16 protein-coding genes are annotated in these 16,461 nt (G+C 40.1%); 12 read left to right on the plus strand and 4 right to left on the minus strand.

All coding sequences use genetic code 11. The annotated features are described in order from the left end of the window. The first annotated feature begins 7 nt into the window (after positions 1-7). Entirely contained in the window at positions 8-682 is a 675-nt protein-coding gene (locus tag AC6BKE_RS14835; protein WP_058844265.1) for a zinc metallopeptidase, read from the plus strand. A 55-nt stretch (positions 683-737) separates the two neighbouring features. Here the strand turns inward: AC6BKE_RS14835 and AC6BKE_RS14840 are convergent, their stop codons facing one another. Beyond that, positions 738-1,607, minus strand: a complete 870-nt coding sequence (locus tag AC6BKE_RS14840) for a YitT family protein (RefSeq protein WP_004232676.1) — start codon at positions 1,605-1,607, stop codon at positions 738-740. A gap of 115 nt (positions 1,608-1,722) precedes the next feature. On the opposite strand from AC6BKE_RS14840, the gene AC6BKE_RS14845 reads away from it, so the two are divergent. From AC6BKE_RS14845 to AC6BKE_RS14870, 6 genes are all read left to right on the plus strand, one after another. Then, positions 1,723-2,058 (plus strand): nucleotide pyrophosphohydrolase, encoded by a 336-nt coding sequence (locus tag AC6BKE_RS14845; RefSeq protein WP_036124534.1) that lies wholly within the window; start codon positions 1,723-1,725, stop codon positions 2,056-2,058. Further along, positions 2,058-2,855, plus strand: coding sequence for a 4-hydroxy-tetrahydrodipicolinate reductase (gene dapB, locus AC6BKE_RS14850; RefSeq protein WP_058844256.1), 798 nt, complete (start codon positions 2,058-2,060; stop codon positions 2,853-2,855). The genes AC6BKE_RS14845 and dapB overlap by 1 nt, the downstream gene beginning before the upstream one ends. A gap of 19 nt (positions 2,856-2,874) precedes the next feature. After that, positions 2,875-3,279, plus strand: a complete 405-nt coding sequence (gene mgsA / locus AC6BKE_RS14855) for a methylglyoxal synthase (protein ID WP_036124530.1) — start codon at positions 2,875-2,877, stop codon at positions 3,277-3,279. 33 nt (positions 3,280-3,312) lie between these two features. Then, a complete protein-coding gene (gene bshA, locus AC6BKE_RS14860) occupies positions 3,313-4,458 on the plus strand; it encodes an N-acetyl-alpha-D-glucosaminyl L-malate synthase BshA (RefSeq protein ID WP_499857104.1) in 1,146 nt (381 codons plus the stop codon). Beyond that, complete coding sequence (locus tag AC6BKE_RS14865; RefSeq protein WP_499857105.1) at positions 4,445-5,614, plus strand: CCA tRNA nucleotidyltransferase; 1,170 nt, start codon at positions 4,445-4,447, stop codon at positions 5,612-5,614. The genes bshA and AC6BKE_RS14865 overlap by 14 nt, the downstream gene beginning before the upstream one ends. A 165-nt stretch (positions 5,615-5,779) precedes the next feature. Beyond that, positions 5,780-6,763, plus strand: a complete 984-nt coding sequence (locus AC6BKE_RS14870) for a biotin--[acetyl-CoA-carboxylase] ligase (protein ID WP_499857107.1) — start codon at positions 5,780-5,782, stop codon at positions 6,761-6,763. A gap of 46 nt (positions 6,764-6,809) precedes the next feature. Here the strand turns inward: AC6BKE_RS14870 and AC6BKE_RS14875 are convergent, their stop codons facing one another. From AC6BKE_RS14875 to AC6BKE_RS14885, 3 genes are read right to left on the minus strand one after another with little or no spacing between them, the layout of a single operon-like run. Continuing rightward, positions 6,810-7,646 carry a DUF4097 family beta strand repeat-containing protein gene (locus tag AC6BKE_RS14875; RefSeq protein ID WP_499857109.1) on the minus strand — a complete coding sequence of 279 codons (837 nt, stop codon included), beginning with the start codon at positions 7,644-7,646 and terminating at the stop codon, positions 6,810-6,812. After that, a complete protein-coding gene (locus AC6BKE_RS14880; protein WP_036124520.1) occupies positions 7,647-8,249 on the minus strand; it encodes a DUF1700 domain-containing protein in 603 nt (200 codons plus the stop codon). Beyond that, entirely contained in the window at positions 8,242-8,562 is a 321-nt protein-coding gene (locus tag AC6BKE_RS14885; protein ID WP_036124518.1) for a PadR family transcriptional regulator, read from the minus strand. Before AC6BKE_RS14885 ends, AC6BKE_RS14880 begins: the two co-directional genes overlap by 8 nt. 429 nt (positions 8,563-8,991) lie before the next feature. Between AC6BKE_RS14885 and panB the strand changes: the two genes are divergently transcribed. From panB to dinG, 5 genes are all read left to right on the plus strand, one after another. Further along, positions 8,992-9,831 carry a 3-methyl-2-oxobutanoate hydroxymethyltransferase gene (gene panB, locus AC6BKE_RS14890; RefSeq protein ID WP_499857111.1) on the plus strand — a complete coding sequence of 280 codons (840 nt, stop codon included), beginning with the start codon at positions 8,992-8,994 and terminating at the stop codon, positions 9,829-9,831. After that, on the plus strand, positions 9,828-10,682 hold the full coding sequence (gene panC / locus AC6BKE_RS14895; RefSeq protein WP_499857112.1) for a pantoate--beta-alanine ligase: 855 nt from the start codon (positions 9,828-9,830) through the stop codon (positions 10,680-10,682). Before panB ends, panC begins: the two co-directional genes overlap by 4 nt. 2 nt (positions 10,683-10,684) lie before the next feature. Next, complete coding sequence (gene panD, locus AC6BKE_RS14900) at positions 10,685-11,068, plus strand: aspartate 1-decarboxylase (protein ID WP_036124512.1); 384 nt, start codon at positions 10,685-10,687, stop codon at positions 11,066-11,068. 264 nt (positions 11,069-11,332) lie between these two features. Beyond that, positions 11,333-13,438 carry a 5'-nucleotidase C-terminal domain-containing protein gene (locus AC6BKE_RS14905; protein ID WP_499857113.1) on the plus strand — a complete coding sequence of 702 codons (2,106 nt, stop codon included), beginning with the start codon at positions 11,333-11,335 and terminating at the stop codon, positions 13,436-13,438. A 180-nt stretch (positions 13,439-13,618) separates the two neighbouring features. Continuing rightward, the gene (gene dinG / locus AC6BKE_RS14910) at positions 13,619-16,390 is read left to right on the plus strand and encodes an ATP-dependent DNA helicase DinG (protein WP_499857115.1); all 2,772 of its coding nucleotides are present in this window, start codon (positions 13,619-13,621) and stop codon (positions 16,388-16,390) included. The last annotated feature ends 71 nt before the right edge of the window (positions 16,391-16,461 follow it).

The raw sequence follows: 16,461 nt of genomic DNA on the forward strand, positions 1-16,461 counted from the left end.
AACTAGCATGTATATTGTTTATTTTGCCATTATTATGCTGCTCCCACTTTATGCACAGATGAAGGTAAAGGGGACGTATAAGAAGTTTGCAAAACAACGTACAATGAAGGGGCAGACTGGTGCAGAGGTAGCGCGTGCGATTTTAGATGCGAACGGCTTATATGATGTACGAGTTGTGCCAACGCAAGGTGTGTTGTCTGATCATTATAATCCGGCAACAAAAACAGTTGCTTTATCAGAAAGTAACTTTTATGAAGCGAGTGTTGCAGGTGCTGCGGTTGCTGCCCATGAGGTAGGTCACGCCATCCAACATAAAGAAGCTTATTCTATGCTTACATTACGTAGTAAGCTCGTTCCCGTAGCAAATATTTCGTCTAATATGTCTTGGATTTTTGTAATGATTGGTATTTTTGCAAGTAGTACGAATTTCTTGCTGTTAGGTATCATATTATTAGCAGCAGGTGTTGTTTTCCAATTAGTGACACTGCCAGTGGAATTCGATGCTTCAAAGCGTGCCTTAGTTCAAATGAATTCATTAGGTATTGTTACAAATGAAGAAGAACGTCCGGCACGAAAAGTGTTAAGTGCAGCAGCGCTAACATATGTAGCGGCGGCAGCAGTAGCCGTACTTGAGTTATTACGTTTAGTGTTAATTTTTACAAATATGCGTAGCGACGACTAAGAAAAAACTTGTTATAGTGGTACACCACTATAGCAAGTTTTTTATCTTCGTATGCTTAATGCAGTGGCTGCTTTTGATCGTCTAAGGTGAAGCCTTCCCCAGCCACATCTCGTACTTCTATAATGGAAACAAAGGCGTGCGGGTCGACTTCATGCACAATTGATTTTAATCGTACAACTTCATTGCGGCCAATGACACAATAGATCACTTCTTTAGGCTGTTTGGTAAAATGACCATGACCTTCTAAGATCGTTATCCCTCGCTCCATTCGTAGCGCGATCGTTTCAGCAATTGCACCAGACTTTTCAGATATAATAAGAGCACCACGTGCAGCGTAGGCACCTTCTTGGACAAAGTCAATAACACGAGCACCTACAAATACAGCAACTAGTGTATACATCATCGATCGAGCATCTAAGAACGTTAGCCACGAAAGGATAATGACAATGGCATCGAAGACAAACATAGTTTTCCCCATACTCCAGCCAAAATATTTATGACCAAGCCGAGCCAAAATATCGACTCCACCTGTAGTGCCGCCAAAGCGAAAAACAATACCAAGTCCAAGTCCGACGAAGACACCAGCAAAAAGTGCCACAAGTAACATGTCATCCTCTAAATGGATGGTAAATTGGTATTTTTGAAAAATCTTTAGAAAAAGAGAGACAGATAAAGTGCCGACAAGTGTATAGACAAATGATTTCTTTCCAAGCAATCGATAACCTATGATAAACATGGGAATATTTAATAATAGGTTCATTAAGGCGGGGTCCCATCCTAATGTAAAGTACAGTATGAGTGTAATCCCACTTAGCCCACCTTCACCCAGCTGATTTTGGATGTTGAAGTGAACAAAGCCGAAGCTAAAAACGGCGGCTCCGAGCATAATTGCGATAATATTACGAATTTTAATCTGTTTTAGCATTTGACCTCCTGTAGTTCCAAACAAATGAAGTAATGTTATCTATTATCTGACATTTTATTGGTTTTGACAACAATGGTGTAAATTTTATAGGATGGTAAATAGGAGCGTGATGATAATGACAGATCAATTAACAATGCAAGCATTGCAACAGCGTGTTGATGATTATATAGGACAATTTAAAGAAGGCTATTTCCCACCATTTGAGCTACTTGCGCGTTTAACAGAAGAATTAGGTGAACTGTCACGTGAGGTTCAGGATGTATATGGCCAAAAAAAGAAAAAAAGCACAGAGGACACAAATAGCATTGAAGAAGAGCTAGGAGATTTTCTCTTTGTACTAGTATGTTTTGCAAATGCACAAGGTATTAAACTAGATGAAGCACTTTTACGCGTCATACATAAATTTGAAACTAGAGATAAGGATCGTTGGACTAGAAAGGATGAAGAATGATGTCGATTCGTGTAGCCATTGCGGGTGCAAGAGGAAAAATGGGGGCTGAGGCTGTACATACGGTCATGAAACATGACAAAATGGAATTAGTAGCTGTACTAGATTATAAGGAAGTAGGAAAAACATTAGCTGATTTAGACATGTTTCCAGCAAGCTATACGGTACCTATATTTACTGAAATGCATGACCTTGTAGAAGTCACTGCACCAGATGTATTAGTAGATTTAACCAACCCACATGCAGTCTATAAGCATACTAAGGAAGCATTGAATTTAAATGTACGACCTGTAATTGGTACAACAGGATTTACAGATACACAACTAGAAGAATTATCAGCCATGGCCAAAGAAAAAGAGTTGGGTTGCATTATTGCACCAAACTTTGCGATTGGCGCTATCCTAATGATGAAATTTGCAAAAGAAGCGGCCAAATACTTACCAGATGTAGAGGTTATTGAAATGCACCATGATCAAAAGCTCGATGCACCATCTGGGACAGCGTTAAAAACAGCACAGCTAATACAAGAGGCCCGTATGCAAAAGACTCAAGGACACCCAGAGGAAAAGGAAACCATTAAAGGTGCAAGAGGTGGAGACTTTGATGGCATGCGCATTCACTCCGTTCGTTTACCTGGTTTAGTGGCACACCAGCAAGTATTATTTGGAGGAGATGGGCAGCTACTGACGATTCGCCATGATTCATTAAACCGAAACTCCTTCATGTCAGGCGTTGCATTTTGCATAGAAGAGGTTATGAAAATGGATCAGCTTGTTTATGGTTTAGAAAACATCATCTAAAGATTGGGATGGAAGCTATATGAAAATCGCATTGATTGCACATGATCGTAAAAAAGACAATTTAGTACAGTTTGCTATTGCTTACAAAGATATTTTACTTGAACATACGCTATATGCTACTGGAACAACGGGACAACGTGTCATTGAAGCTACTGGTTTAGAAGTCACACGTTTTCGTTCGGGGCCGCTTGGTGGCGACCAACAAATTGGTGCTATGATTGCCAATAACGATATGGACATGGTTATTTTTTTCCGTGATCCATTAACAGCACAACCACATGAGCCAGATGTTTCTGCACTTATCCGTCTTTGTGATGTTTACCAAGTGCCACTGGCAACAAATATGGGAACAGCAGAAATATTATTAAAAGGCCTACAAGAGGGCTTTGTGGATTGGAGACTGATACAAGAAAGACGTAACTAATAAAAGACGTGATTTAGAAAGGATGATCATCGAATGAAAAAGCTAAAAATCGGCATTACCTGTTATCCTACAGTTGGTGGCTCTGGTGTCATTGCAACAGAATTAGGCAAAATGCTTGCAGAAAGAGGACATGAAATTCATTTCATCACCTCAAGCGTACCATTTCGATTGAATAAAATTTATCCAACCGTCTTTTTCCATGAAGTCGAAGTTAATAATTATTCAGTGTTTCAATATTCTCCATACGATATTGCATTAGCGAGTAAAATGGCAGACGTCATTAAGGATGAAGAGTTGGATGTGTTGCATGTGCATTATGCCATCCCACATGCGGTATGTGCGGTATTAGCACGTGAAATGAGTGGTCGAGATGTTGGCATCGTCACAACCCTTCATGGCACAGATATATCGGTGCTTGGGCAAGATTCTACGTTGTCACAAGCCATTAAGTATGGAATTGATAAATCTGATATTGTGACAACGGTGTCACATGCATTAAAAGAACAAACCTATGAATTGATTGATACAGTAAAACCAATTGAAACGATTTATAACTTTGTGGATGAGCGTGAGTACTATCCTCGTAATTCAGGAAATTTAAAAGAGCAATTTGGTATTCAAGAAGATGAAAAAGTGCTTATTCATGTGTCAAACTTCCGTAAAATTAAGAATCTTCCGGATATTATAGATGCCTTTATGAAAATTCGGGCTAATATGAAGGCGAAACTCTTATTGGTAGGAGATGGTCCAGAAAAGCATCGTGTCATGGATCAAGTAAAGGAAAGTCTGTATATGAAGGATGTTTTATTTTTAGGGAAACAGGAAAATTTAGCAGAATTATATGCGATTAGCGATATGAAACTACTACTTTCACAGCAGGAATCGTTTGGACTGGTTTTATTAGAAGCAATGGCTTGTGGCGTACCTTGTATTGGGTCAAATGTAGGCGGTATACCAGAAGTCATTGAACATGGTGTAGATGGCTATATTGTGGAATTAGGGGACACAGAGGCAGTTGCAGCGTATGCGACCCATTTACTGCAGGATGAAGAGCTATTATTGCGTTTCCGGGAAGCGGCCATCCGTGCAGTAGATAACAAATTCCACTCATCTAAAATTGTTGAACAATATGAAAAAATGTATGAGAAGGTTGCGGAAAGAAATCATGCAAAACAATAAAGAATGGCAGGCAGCCTATTCAGTCATTGAACAACTAGAACAGGCTGGCTATGAGGCAGTTATTGTGGGTGGCGCTGTAAGGGATACTTTACTTAATCGCCCAGCTCATGATGTAGATGTTGCTACAAATGCCTTGCCTGAAGAAGTGAAATCGGTATTTCCACGAACTGTAGATATTGGGATTCAGCATGGGACGGTACTTGTTATCGTACCCGCTGGACCTGTTGAAGTGACTACCTATCGGACAGACGGGGAATACACGGATCACCGTCGTCCAGAAAAAGTACAATTTGTACGTTCACTGCAAGAAGATTTACAACGTCGAGACTTTACGATGAATGCCATTGCAATGCGTCTTGATGGCTCTTATGTGGATTATTACGGTGGTTACCAAGATATTGAAAAGCATATGATTCGAGCAGTAGGAGATGCACAACAACGTTTTTCAGAAGACGCTTTACGCATGCTGCGAGCGGTACGCTTTTCAGCACAGCTTGATTTTGCCATAGCAGCAGATACAATGTCTGCGATTCAAACTAGAGCATCTGATATTGCTTTTATCGCAAGGGAACGGATCAAAGCAGAGCTCGATAAGCTATGGGTAGGACAAGCAGTTTTTGGTGGTATTCAAAAATTAGAGGAAAGTGGTTTGGCTGCCTATTTACCAGGTGACTTTCAGGCTGAGTATTGGCGTGGCTTTCATACAGAGGACAAGCTCTTGGGCTGGGCTTATTTTGCCTTACTGCAAGGGACAGATTGGCGAGAGATAGTGAGAGATTACCGCCTATCTAATAAAGAAATGACGTTTGTCAAATCGGTTTTGAGCGCATATGAAGCGTTAAAAGAGGGATGGACAAATACCCATTATTTTATGTACACAGCACAAGAGTTAGAGGCTGCCCAATATTTTGCACGGCTTCGCCAATTGGACGCAGCGCTACCACAGCTGTCTATTCGAGAATTACAGGCAATGCTGCCCATTCAGCAAAAGCAAGATTTAGTGGTGAATGGGGCGGATTTATTAAAATGGTCTGGAAAAAAGGGTGGACCATGGCTAAAAGATGCATTGGAGGACATGTTGAGCGCTATTATTCATCATGAACTCCAAAATGATCGACAACAGATTAAAAACTGGCTAGAGCAGCACTATTTCTAGGAAAGCGGGGCTGACTTATGGCTAACACAATATACAACAAGCAGCCGTCTCAGAAACATGGGACGGCTTTTATCTTTGGTGGTCATTTAGACTGATTTACAGTATGATAAAGACAAAATAGGTTACATAAAAAATAGCATAGTTGACTAAAGGATTGATGTGAAGATGACAATTTCCATGAAAGACGAAATTTTAAAAAGAATACTGGCTGCTGATGGTGAAGCAGTTTCAGGTCAGGAATTAGCAGATTCTTTGGGTGTCTCTCGGACGGCTGTCTGGAAGCATATGCAGACATTGCAGGAGGAAGGGTATACATTTGAAACCATCAAGAAAAAGGGGTATGTATTGACGGGTGTACCTAATAGCTTGAATCCAACCCAAATTGAGCTCTTTTTAAAGACAGTGCATTTTGGACGTGAAATCCATTATTATGATGTGGTAGATTCTACACAAACGATTGCGCATAAGCTAGCTCAAGAAGGAGCCCCACACGGTACGATCATTATTGGTGAGGAACAAACAGCGGGGCGTGGCCGTATGGCGCGTCCTTGGGAATCTGCACATGGTACTGGGATTTGGATGACCATTATTGTACGACCTGATGTTACCCCCCAACAGGCATCCTCCTATACACTTGTGGTGGCAGTAGCAGTTACAATGGCTATCAAAACATTATATAAGCATGTAGAACCAGCCATTAAATGGCCCAACGATTTATTAATTAATGGCAAAAAATGTACAGGTATTTTAACGGAGATGCAGGCAGAGGCTGATCTTGTGCAAGCTTTACTTGTTGGGATTGGCATAAATGCGAACCAAGCAGAGGCTGATTTTTCACCTGATATAGCAGATATAGCTACTTCATTACGATTAGAGGCTGGAGAAGAAATCAACCGCGCAGCCCTTGTGGCATCTATCTTGCACTATTTAGAACAATTTACAGAGTTATATGTGAAAGAGGGCTTCGCGAGTATCAAAACGCTATGGCAGCAATTATCCTGTACAATTGGTCAACGTATAGAGGTGAAGACATTACGTGAACGTTTTGAAGGGATTGCTAGTGGAATTACAGATGATGGTGTTCTACAGCTTACTCAGGACAATGGGATAATCCGAACGATTTATGCAGGGGATATCAAAATATTATAGAAAAGAAGCTGCAAGGAATTTTTCTTGCAGCTTCTTGAATTCAGCTTTACTTCAGTGATACATCTAAATCACCATGTGATAAGGAAACATGCAGTTGATGGTCACCATTATTTACTTGCGTCACCTTGCCACTTTGTTCTTCACCATCCATCGTAATATCACCGAAACTAGTTTTTAAGTCATAGCCTAAATCACTTTGTTTGTTTTGTAAGTGAAGTGTCATATCACCAAAGCTAGAAGAAATGGTGGATTGACCATTTAATGTACCATCTATAGTGATGTCACCATGCTCACTTTCAATGCTAATGCCGTTACTAGCATATTGTTGGAGCGTCAAATCACCAAAGGACTGTGTAATCTCTGTTTTGTCACCAGTCGTGTTAGTGAAGGTAATATCTCCGTAATCTTGCATGAGTTGAAGCTCCTCATAATGTAATCCACGAACAGCTGTATCACCAAAATCACTGTCTATTACAACTGACTCTATTTTTGTATCTTTCGGGACATAGAGCTTTATAGAGGGAGAAGAAAAGCTATTGAAGCCAAATTGAAAACCATCCCTTTTCTTCGCCTTTGTTTCAATCGTTAAAACACCATTGTCTATATGATAGGTTACGTCTTGCTGCTCAAAGACCTGTGTCTCTAATCTATAGTCGTTATCTCTCGCAATAATTTCAATATCTCCATAGTCATTCACTATATTAATACTTGTAAACGTATCTAACTCATGTGATTGACTCACTAGATTTGTATGGCTTGGGACGTGAAGACCGTCGGCATCTTTGAAAATAAGCCAGCGACCGCCCGAAAAATAACCAACCAATGCAAGTAAAATACCTAATGCAATCATTGTCATGGCGATAAGGGTATTTTTAGATGTCATTTAGAAGCCCCCTTTCCGTTTTTTCGTTATTTTGTGGAATAGTCTTCCTAATGCTTCAACAGAAACAAGAACCGTTTTCTTAATAAAACGTGTGACAAAAGGAAAGAGTAGGACACCTAAGCCCGTTACAACCAATCCCGCACCCATAAAGAGCAGTGCAGTAGGCCAATGCTCTGTTAAAATCAAGAAGCCTGAAATAAGGGCTACGATGCCACCAGCAAAAATACTAATGACTGTCGCGATAATAGCCAGGATCAAGCTGACGATGACTGCGCCGAATGAAAAAATAAGTGCAATAGCTGTTGCCAGTAATGGCAGTGAAAGTGGCGCAGACAATATGGCTAGAATAATGAGCCAAATGGCTGACATATTCTTTTTCGTTGATTTGGCTGAGGAGGTTTCCAAATCCTTTAGTGCGAAATCAGCTAATATTTGTGAGGCGACATGAGAAGGGGAGCCAAGTTGCGACATGACCTGTTGCTCATTTTCCTCTCCAGCTTCCGCAAAGTATTCTTCATAATAAGTAAGTGCAGCATCTAACTCATGCGCAGGAAGCCGACGTAATTTTCCTCGTAGCTGTTTCAAATAGCTTGCTCTATCCATCTAAATTCCCTCCTAAAAGTACACAATCAACCTTTTCCTTATACACTTGCCATTCTTTTAATAGCTCTAATAATCGTATACGTCCTTGCTCTGTAATTTGATAATAGCGTCTATTTCTACCTTGATAGGGCTGATCGTATGTTGTTAAGTAATGTGCTTTTTGTAAGCGGCGTAATACTGGGTACAGTGTAGACTCCGAAATCTCCATGACCGATTGTACTTGCTGTGTTAAAGAATAGCCATAGGCGTCCTCTTTATCGACGATAGCCAATACACAAGCATCAAGTAAAGCTGAACCAAGCTGAAATGTCATCTCTCCACCTCACATATAGTACCTATACTTCATTTTATATTATATGACGTATAGTATGTGGATAGTATATGACGTATAGCATTAATTGTCAATTCTAATGAAAGATAAATTTTACCAATGTCGTTAAACGATGATATTGTAAAAAAATAATATTTGAAGATTAGTAGGAGAATCTGTTATAGTATGAGCTGAAGGGCAGTATCCATTGTGAACGGCACCTTCAAAAGCGCAAGATCCCATATTAACCAATATCTGCCTTGATCTTTTTAGACAGGGACGGAAGAAAACGATACGTTCAAATAGCTTTCTTTTTGTAAGCTATTGCCTCTTGATGAGGTTTTTTCCAATGAACGAAACACTACCCTTCTGTCCGTTTTCGGCACAGAGGGGTTTTTCTGTTTTCTTCCCTTAAAAAAGGAGGACTACAACATGAAAACGACGACAGATTTTTTAAAGATGAAAGCAGCAGGCGAAAAAATCGTAATGGTGACGGCCTATGATTATCCGGCTGCTACATTCGCTGAAGACGCTGGTGTCGATATGATACTGGTCGGTGATTCACTTGGAATGGTCGTGCTTGGCTATGATTCTACAATGCCAGTGACTGTAGCGGATATGATTCATCATGCTAAAGCGGTTCGACGTGGAGCAAAGGATACGTTTATGGTCGTGGATATGCCATTCGGTTCTTATCATGGCGATGTCAATGAAACATTAACAACAGCCATTACGATGATGCAACAAACTGGGGCTGATGCCTTAAAGGTAGAGGGAGCGGGTGAGGTTATTGCTGTCATTCGTAAATTAACATCAGCTGGTATTCCTGTCGTTGCTCATTTAGGTTTATTGCCACAGTCAGCAGGGGTGCTAGGCGGTTATAAAGTACAAGGAAAAACGGCTGAACAGGCTGCCACGTTAATTGAAGAAGCAAAACAATGCGAAGAAGCGGGTGCTTGTGCAGTCGTATTAGAATGTATCCCTCACCAGCTGACTGAGGTTGTCTCCGCTAGTTTAATGATTCCAACCATTGGTATTGGTGCAGGGGTAGAAGCTGATGGACAAGTGCTGGTGTATCATGACATGTTAAGCTACGGCTCACATCATGTGCCGAAGTTTGTTCAACAATTTGCCGATATGGGCAAAGAAGCAAGCGCTGGCATGGTTCGCTATGTTGAAGCTGTGAAAGCAGGTACTTTCCCTGCACCAAAGCATTTCTTTACGATGAAAGAAGAAGCATTAGATAAGTTATATGGGGGCGTCCAAGCATGAGAGTCGTAACTACCATACAAGCATTAGCTGAAGAAATAAACGCAGCCAAGCAGGCTCATCAAACCATTGGACTTGTTCCGACGATGGGCTATTTACATGAAGGTCATTTAACATTGGCACAAACAGCTCGTGCTGAAAATGATGTAGTCGTTATGAGTATATTCGTCAACCCAACACAATTTGGACCAAATGAAGATTTTGAAAGCTATCCTCGTGATTTACCTAGAGATACTGCATTGGCACAGTCTGTTGGTGTTGATATTATGTTTGCACCAAGTGTGGAAGAAATGTATCCCCACGATGGTGGCATCCGTATACAGGCTGGTGAGCAAGCAACCATTCTTTGTGGTGCGAGTCGTCCAGGCCATTTTGATGGCGTGTTACAGATTGTCTCGAAATTATTTCACTTAGCACAACCAAATCGGGCTTATTTTGGACAAAAGGATGCACAGCAAGTTGCCATTATTGCAACGATGGTACGTGATTTTAATTTCCCATTAGAAATACGTGTTGTCCCAATTGTCCGTGAGGAAGACGGTTTAGCGAAATCTTCTCGCAATGTCTATTTAAGTGAGACAGAGCGACAGGAGGCCCCAGCCATCTATGAAGCATTACAATTGGCACGTGATAGCTTTCTAGCGAATGGTGATGCTGTGCGTGCACTGGCTAAAGCAAAAGCTCATATTCATGCACGAACGCATGGTCAGATTGACTATATCCAAATATTAGCTTACCCAGATTTAACACCCGTGACTGCTACGACACAGCAAGCTCTGTTGGCAGCAGCTGTCTATATAGGTAAAACACGCTTAATCGATAATTGTATCTTTACTGTGAAAGAAGGACTGTAAATATGTTACGTATGATGATGAATAGTAAAATCCACCGTGCAACAGTGACACAGGCGGATTTAAATTACGTCGGCTCTATAACAATTGATGAAGATATTTTAGATGCAGTAGGTATGCTAGCAAATGAAAAAGTACATGTTGTGAATAATAATAATGGTGCTCGTTTTGAAACATATATCATTGCTGGTGAACGAGGTTCAGGCGTAATTTGTGTGAATGGTGCAGCAGCGCGACTTGTGCAACGTGGCGATATTGTGATCATTATTTCCTATGTCTATGTGGATAATCATGAAGCCAAAGAGCATAAACCAACAGTGGCCATTATGGGAGAGGGCAATACTATTAAAGAAATGATTGCACATGAGCCAGAAGCAACAGTGATGTAGTGAAGTGAGTAGCATTCATTAAGATGGACGCAGCAATTTATAATTAGATATTAGATAGGAGGATGGCAAAGTATAGCCAATCCTCCTTTTTTCTGTATTCGTATCCATTATAAAAGTTTTGGAAAAATTTTTCTTTTCTTACTATTAAACTAGTTTTAAGATTATAATTTTGTAAAAAAATTCGAATGTTCTAGTATTTTGTGTCATATTTATGTAGAATTTAGTTGTTAGTACATCATTTTACTAGTGGAGGTATCATTTGTAATGGAAAATAAACGTAACAAATTTTTAACAGCAACTGCCGCAGCGTTAGCTGTAACAGCGGTAGCAGTAGCACCAGTATCGGCAGCAAGTCCTTTTTCAGATGTAAAAGAAAGTCATGCAGACTTTGATGGCATCGCTACTCTTTATGCAGCGGGGATTATTAGCGGATACCCAGATGGTACATTTAAACCTGATACAAATGTCACACGTGGACAAGCTGCTAAAATGATTGCAGGTGCCTTAAAGCTGGATACGAAAAATGTTGAGAATCCTAACTTTACGGATATTGGTGCATCCAATCCATATTATGGTTCCATTGCAGCGCTTGTAGAGCTAAAAGTTATTTCAGGCTATGGGGACAAAACATTCCGTCCAAACCAAACAATTACACATGGTGATTTAGCAAAAATCTTGTCGTCTATTCCAACATTACCAGAGTTAGAAAGTGTAAAAAACCATGCGGCTAGCGAAAATGTTACACGTGGACAGCTAGCAACTGTGATTGCAGAAGCCCTAACAAAATCAACGCCAGAAGATGGATTTACTTTATCAATTTTACATGTAAATGATACACACGCTCGTGCAAATGAACTACCTAAATTAGCAACAGCTGTAAAGGAGCAACGTGCAGCAAAGGAGAATGTTCTAACATTACATGCTGGTGATGCATTTAGCGGTACACTATACTTTAACGAATTCCATGGACAAGCAGACTTAGCATTATTAAATGAAATCGGCTTTGACGCCATGGTATTTGGTAACCACGAATTTGATTTAGGTTCATCACCTGAAGGCCATCAAGCACTAGTAGACTTTATTAAAGGTGCTAAATTCCCATTTGTGGATGCCAATACAGATTTCTCAGCAGATGACAAATTCACTGGTTTATTTACAGATTTAATTTCAAGTGAGCCTGAAAACGGTAAAATTTATTCAGGTATCGTGAAAGAAATCAATGGAGAAAAAGTAGGTATTTTTGGCTTAACGACAGAAGAAACGAAAGATATTGCTTCTCCAAACAAAGTGAAATTTACAAACTATATCGAGGAAGCGGAAAAAGCAGTGGCTGCCTTTGAAGGAATGGGCGTCAACAAAATTATCGCTTTAACACATATCGGTTATAATGATAACCCTAATGTGGATAATGATATTTTACTAGCACAAAACGTACCAGGCATTGATGTCATTGTTGGTGGTCATGATCATACAAAATTAGAGGAACCATTTGTAGTTGACACAAACACGGTTGGCGAAGCAAAAGATGCTACATTAATTGTACAAGCAAATGAGTATGTAAAATATTTAGGTACACTCGATGTAACATTTGATGGAGATGGTGTTGTCACAAAGTATAAAGGTGAATTAATTGACCTTGGTAAAGTAGCGGAAGATAAGAAATTAGTGAAGCTGCTTGCACCGTATAAAGCAAAAGTAGATGAAGTGAACAACAAAGAAATTGGTGTAACACTGAAAGAAGCATTAGCCAACCCTCGTTCAAGTGAAACTAGTCTTGAAAGTGTGCGTAGCAATGAAACAGCTCTAGGTAATATTATTACTGATGGTATGTTAGCAAAAGCACAAAAATTTACAGATAAAACAGTTGTAATGGCATTGCAAAACGGAGGAGGTATCCGAGAAGCAATTCCAGCAGGTAATATTACTGTTGGTCAGGTTATTACAGTCTTACCATTTGGTAATACATTAGCATTAATGGACGCAACTGGTGCTGAGCTAAAAGCTGCGTTTGAAGTATCATTGAAAAATGTACCGAATGAAAATGGTGGCTTCCTGCACATCGCTGGGGCAAAATTACAATATGATTCATCGAAAGAAGCAGGCTCACGTGTTGTATCTGTGGAGTACTTCGACAAAGCGACAGGTAAGTACGTTCCGTTGCAGGATGATAAACGGTATACAGTAGCAACGAATGCATACACGGCTAAAGGTGGAGATGGCTTTGATATGTTTGCGAAAGCATATGAAGAAGGTCGTGTTACAGATTTAGGCTTGTCTGACTGGGAAAACCTTCAAGAGCAATTACTATCCCTAAAAGAAGTGAAAACAACAACAGAAGGTCGTATTGTTGACCTAGCTAAAAAACAATAAACTTCTGATTGATTAGGTAAACAGGTAATCGTATTTTCTTTTACGCAACCTTAGGGACTTCCTCTAAGGTTGCGTTTTTTGTATGGATGAAGTGGCTCATCAAAGGAGGAGAAAGGATGCCGTAAAGACAAATCTATGATAAAATTCAACTTATCTAATGTGAACTGTGAGTTGAGATGTATGATGGAAAGTCAAAAATATGCAATTGTAGATTTGGAGACAACTGGTCATTCACCAGCAAATGGAGACCGGATGATTCAAATCGCGATTGTTATTATGAAAGATTGGGAAATTGAGCGTACCTATACGAAGTTCATTAATCCAGGAAAAACCATTCCATCTTTCATTCAAGATTTAACGCATATCACGGATGAAGATGTTAAGGATGCCTTACCATTTGAGGCACATGCGGATTACATATATGAACTCTTAACTGATTGTGTGTTTGTCGCACATAATGCAGATTTTGACTTATCCTTTTTACAAGCAGAATTTAAACGTGCCGGACTATTGAAGTGGCAGGGTAAAAAAATGGATACGGTGGAGCTAGCTAAAATTTTGTTTCCGATGTCCCTCAGCTTTAAGCTAGGGGATTTAGCAGCAGATTTAAATATCGAGCTAGCCAATGCACATCGAGCAGACGACGATGCTCTTGCTACGGCAGAGCTATTCAAATATTGCTGGAAGGAGCTGTTAAATCTCCCACAGCTAACGCTAGAACAGATGCACAAGCGTTCATTTCGCATGAAATCAAATATTTCTCAGCTTTTTTTCGAGGCATTACAAATTAAACGTCAGCATCTGACAGGTCATGAAAATGTGCATTATTACCGCAATTTTGCCATTTGTAATGGTCGTAATCAGCATGAGAATGAATCACAAACGATGGACTATCCGCAAACGGTGGATGAAAAAAAGGCATTCATGGCAAAGGCACTCCCAAATTTTGAGGTAAGACCTGCACAATTTGAGATGATGGACACGATTTGGCAGGCATTACATGAACAAAAAGAGTGTGTGATTGAAGCTTCTACAGGTATTGGCAAAACCGCTGGCTATTTACTTCCTGCGATTTTGTATGCACGAGCTGTCCATAAAAAGATAGCCATTAGCACCTATACTTCTCATCTACAGGAACAGCTTGTAGAGGAAGAGCTACCTAAGATTGAAAAAATTCTTGGGACAAAAGTGAATTTATGTGTGCTAAAGGGAATGCAACATTACATTGATCTGGAACGCTTTGAGCAATGTATGGCCCATGCTGATGAATCCTATGATGATACATTTACTATTTTACAAATACTCGTTTGGCTGACAAAAACAGAGACAGGTGTGTTAAGTGAGCTCAATGTTTCTGGTGGCGGCCAACTGTTTTTAGAGAAAATCCGCAAAATACCGAGTGACAAGCCTTCAAAGGGCTTTGATTTCTATGAACGAGCGTTAAAGAATAGCACTGTTGCGGACTGTATTGTGACGAATCATGCCATGGTATTGAGCGATTTAGTGCGTCAAACACCGCTCTTTACACAAATTGATGGCTGGATTATGGATGAGGCACATCAATTTATTCAGGCAGCAATGCAGCAAGATGAGGTTGTCTTCTCCTATACACAATGGAAGTATATTTTCGGCCAAATCGGCACGATGGAGGACAGTGCTTTATTTCAACAGTTTTGCCAAGCAGCAAAGAAAAAACAGCGAGTAGCTATGCAAAATTTACAGCGACTGGATGCACAATTTATCCGTCTACAACGAACATTTGATGAAACAATTCAGCAAGCGATTCAAAAAATGCAACAGCAAGTTAAAGGGAAGCAAACTGGTAGTAAATGTACCTTGTTTTTAGAGGATGTTTCATTGGCGAAAGAGCCATTTGCACTAGTCAGTAAACTGACACAGCAATGGTTGGATCTAGCTAGTGGAATTACGCAGGCTTTCGAAAATAATATCGAGCAATTAGATAAAAATGACCTTTTTGTATTGTCTGAATGGCAGTATTGGATTCGAGAAGTGAAAATAAAAATTGCAGAATGGGAAGATATTTTTCTCTCCCCGCAGGACGGCAATTCTGTATGGTTAGAATTTGATGTACGAAGTGTTCCAGGCAGTCTCCATGTCTTTAAAAAGCCCGTCAATGTCACACCAATTATTGAACAAGTGTTAGCACCTCTACGTCAGCAAGCAAGTATTGTTTGGACATCAGGTACATTAACGGTACCTGGCAATGAACGTTTTATTACACGTCAGCTAGGGATCTCAAATGAAGTCAAAGTTATGAAACTACAAGCACCACCAGCCTATTATGCGGGCGCTAAGGCATTTATTGTAACTGATATGCCAGATATTCAGCATGTCAGCCAAGAAGAATACATTGAGGCTGTTGCCCATGCTATTACACGGACAGTTCGTATGACAGAGGGGCGTTGCTTTGTGCTCTTTACGGCACAGGATATGCTACGAAAAACGGTCGAGCTTATTCAAGATAGTGAGCTTTTAGATGACTATATGCTTTTTGCACAAGGTGTGACAGGCGGTAGCCGTATGCGCATTTTAAAATCATTCCAAAAATTTAGCCATGCCGTGCTTTTTGGCACAAATAGCTTTTGGGAGGGTGTGGATGTGCCAGGGGATGCCCTTGCCTCTGTCATTGTCGTACGCCTACCATTTTCTTCACCAGAAGAGCCCGTCTTTAAAGCGAGAGCAAAGCATCTAACAGCTCAAGGCCGTAATTCCTTTACAGAGCTTTCCTTACCAGAGGCCATTATGCGCTTTAAGCAAGGCTTTGGTCGATTAATTCGTTCTTCACAAGATAAAGGTGCGTTCATTGTACTAGATCGTCGTATTACTAGTAAGTCCTATGGAAAAGAGTTTATTAAGGCATTACCGCCCATCGACGTAAGGAAATTACAGCTACCCGAATTGTTAAAAGAACTAAATCATTGGCAAAAATAACAGTAACCCCTTTTAGCATAAGCTAGAAGGGGTTTTACTATTGTATTGAGGGGTTTGATAATATTATTTTG

The organism is Lysinibacillus sp. COL-1 (assembly GCF_059814265.1).

Bases quoted from the DNA above. Each gene is read 5' to 3' on its own strand.
- AC6BKE_RS14835 (WP_058844265.1), top strand. From the start codon at position 8: ATGTATATTGTTTATTTTGCCATTATTATGCTGCTCCCACTTTATGCA.
- AC6BKE_RS14840 (WP_004232676.1), bottom strand. From the start codon at position 1,607: ATGCTAAAACAGATTAAAATTCGTAATATTATCGCAATTATGCTCGGA.
- AC6BKE_RS14845 (WP_036124534.1), top strand. From the start codon at position 1,723: ATGACAGATCAATTAACAATGCAAGCATTGCAACAGCGTGTTGATGAT.
- dapB (WP_058844256.1), top strand. From the start codon at position 2,058: ATGTCGATTCGTGTAGCCATTGCGGGTGCAAGAGGAAAAATGGGGGCT.
- mgsA (WP_036124530.1), top strand. From the start codon at position 2,875: ATGAAAATCGCATTGATTGCACATGATCGTAAAAAAGACAATTTAGTA.
- bshA (WP_499857104.1), top strand. From the start codon at position 3,313: ATGAAAAAGCTAAAAATCGGCATTACCTGTTATCCTACAGTTGGTGGC.
- AC6BKE_RS14865 (WP_499857105.1), top strand. From the start codon at position 4,445: ATGCAAAACAATAAAGAATGGCAGGCAGCCTATTCAGTCATTGAACAA.
- AC6BKE_RS14870 (WP_499857107.1), top strand. From the start codon at position 5,780: ATGACAATTTCCATGAAAGACGAAATTTTAAAAAGAATACTGGCTGCT.
- AC6BKE_RS14875 (WP_499857109.1), bottom strand. From the start codon at position 7,646: ATGACATCTAAAAATACCCTTATCGCCATGACAATGATTGCATTAGGT.
- AC6BKE_RS14880 (WP_036124520.1), bottom strand. From the start codon at position 8,249: ATGGATAGAGCAAGCTATTTGAAACAGCTACGAGGAAAATTACGTCGG.
- AC6BKE_RS14885 (WP_036124518.1), bottom strand. From the start codon at position 8,562: ATGACATTTCAGCTTGGTTCAGCTTTACTTGATGCTTGTGTATTGGCT.
- panB (WP_499857111.1), top strand. From the start codon at position 8,992: ATGAAAACGACGACAGATTTTTTAAAGATGAAAGCAGCAGGCGAAAAA.
- panC (WP_499857112.1), top strand. From the start codon at position 9,828: ATGAGAGTCGTAACTACCATACAAGCATTAGCTGAAGAAATAAACGCA.
- panD (WP_036124512.1), top strand. From the start codon at position 10,685: ATGTTACGTATGATGATGAATAGTAAAATCCACCGTGCAACAGTGACA.
- AC6BKE_RS14905 (WP_499857113.1), top strand. From the start codon at position 11,333: ATGGAAAATAAACGTAACAAATTTTTAACAGCAACTGCCGCAGCGTTA.
- dinG (WP_499857115.1), top strand. From the start codon at position 13,619: ATGATGGAAAGTCAAAAATATGCAATTGTAGATTTGGAGACAACTGGT.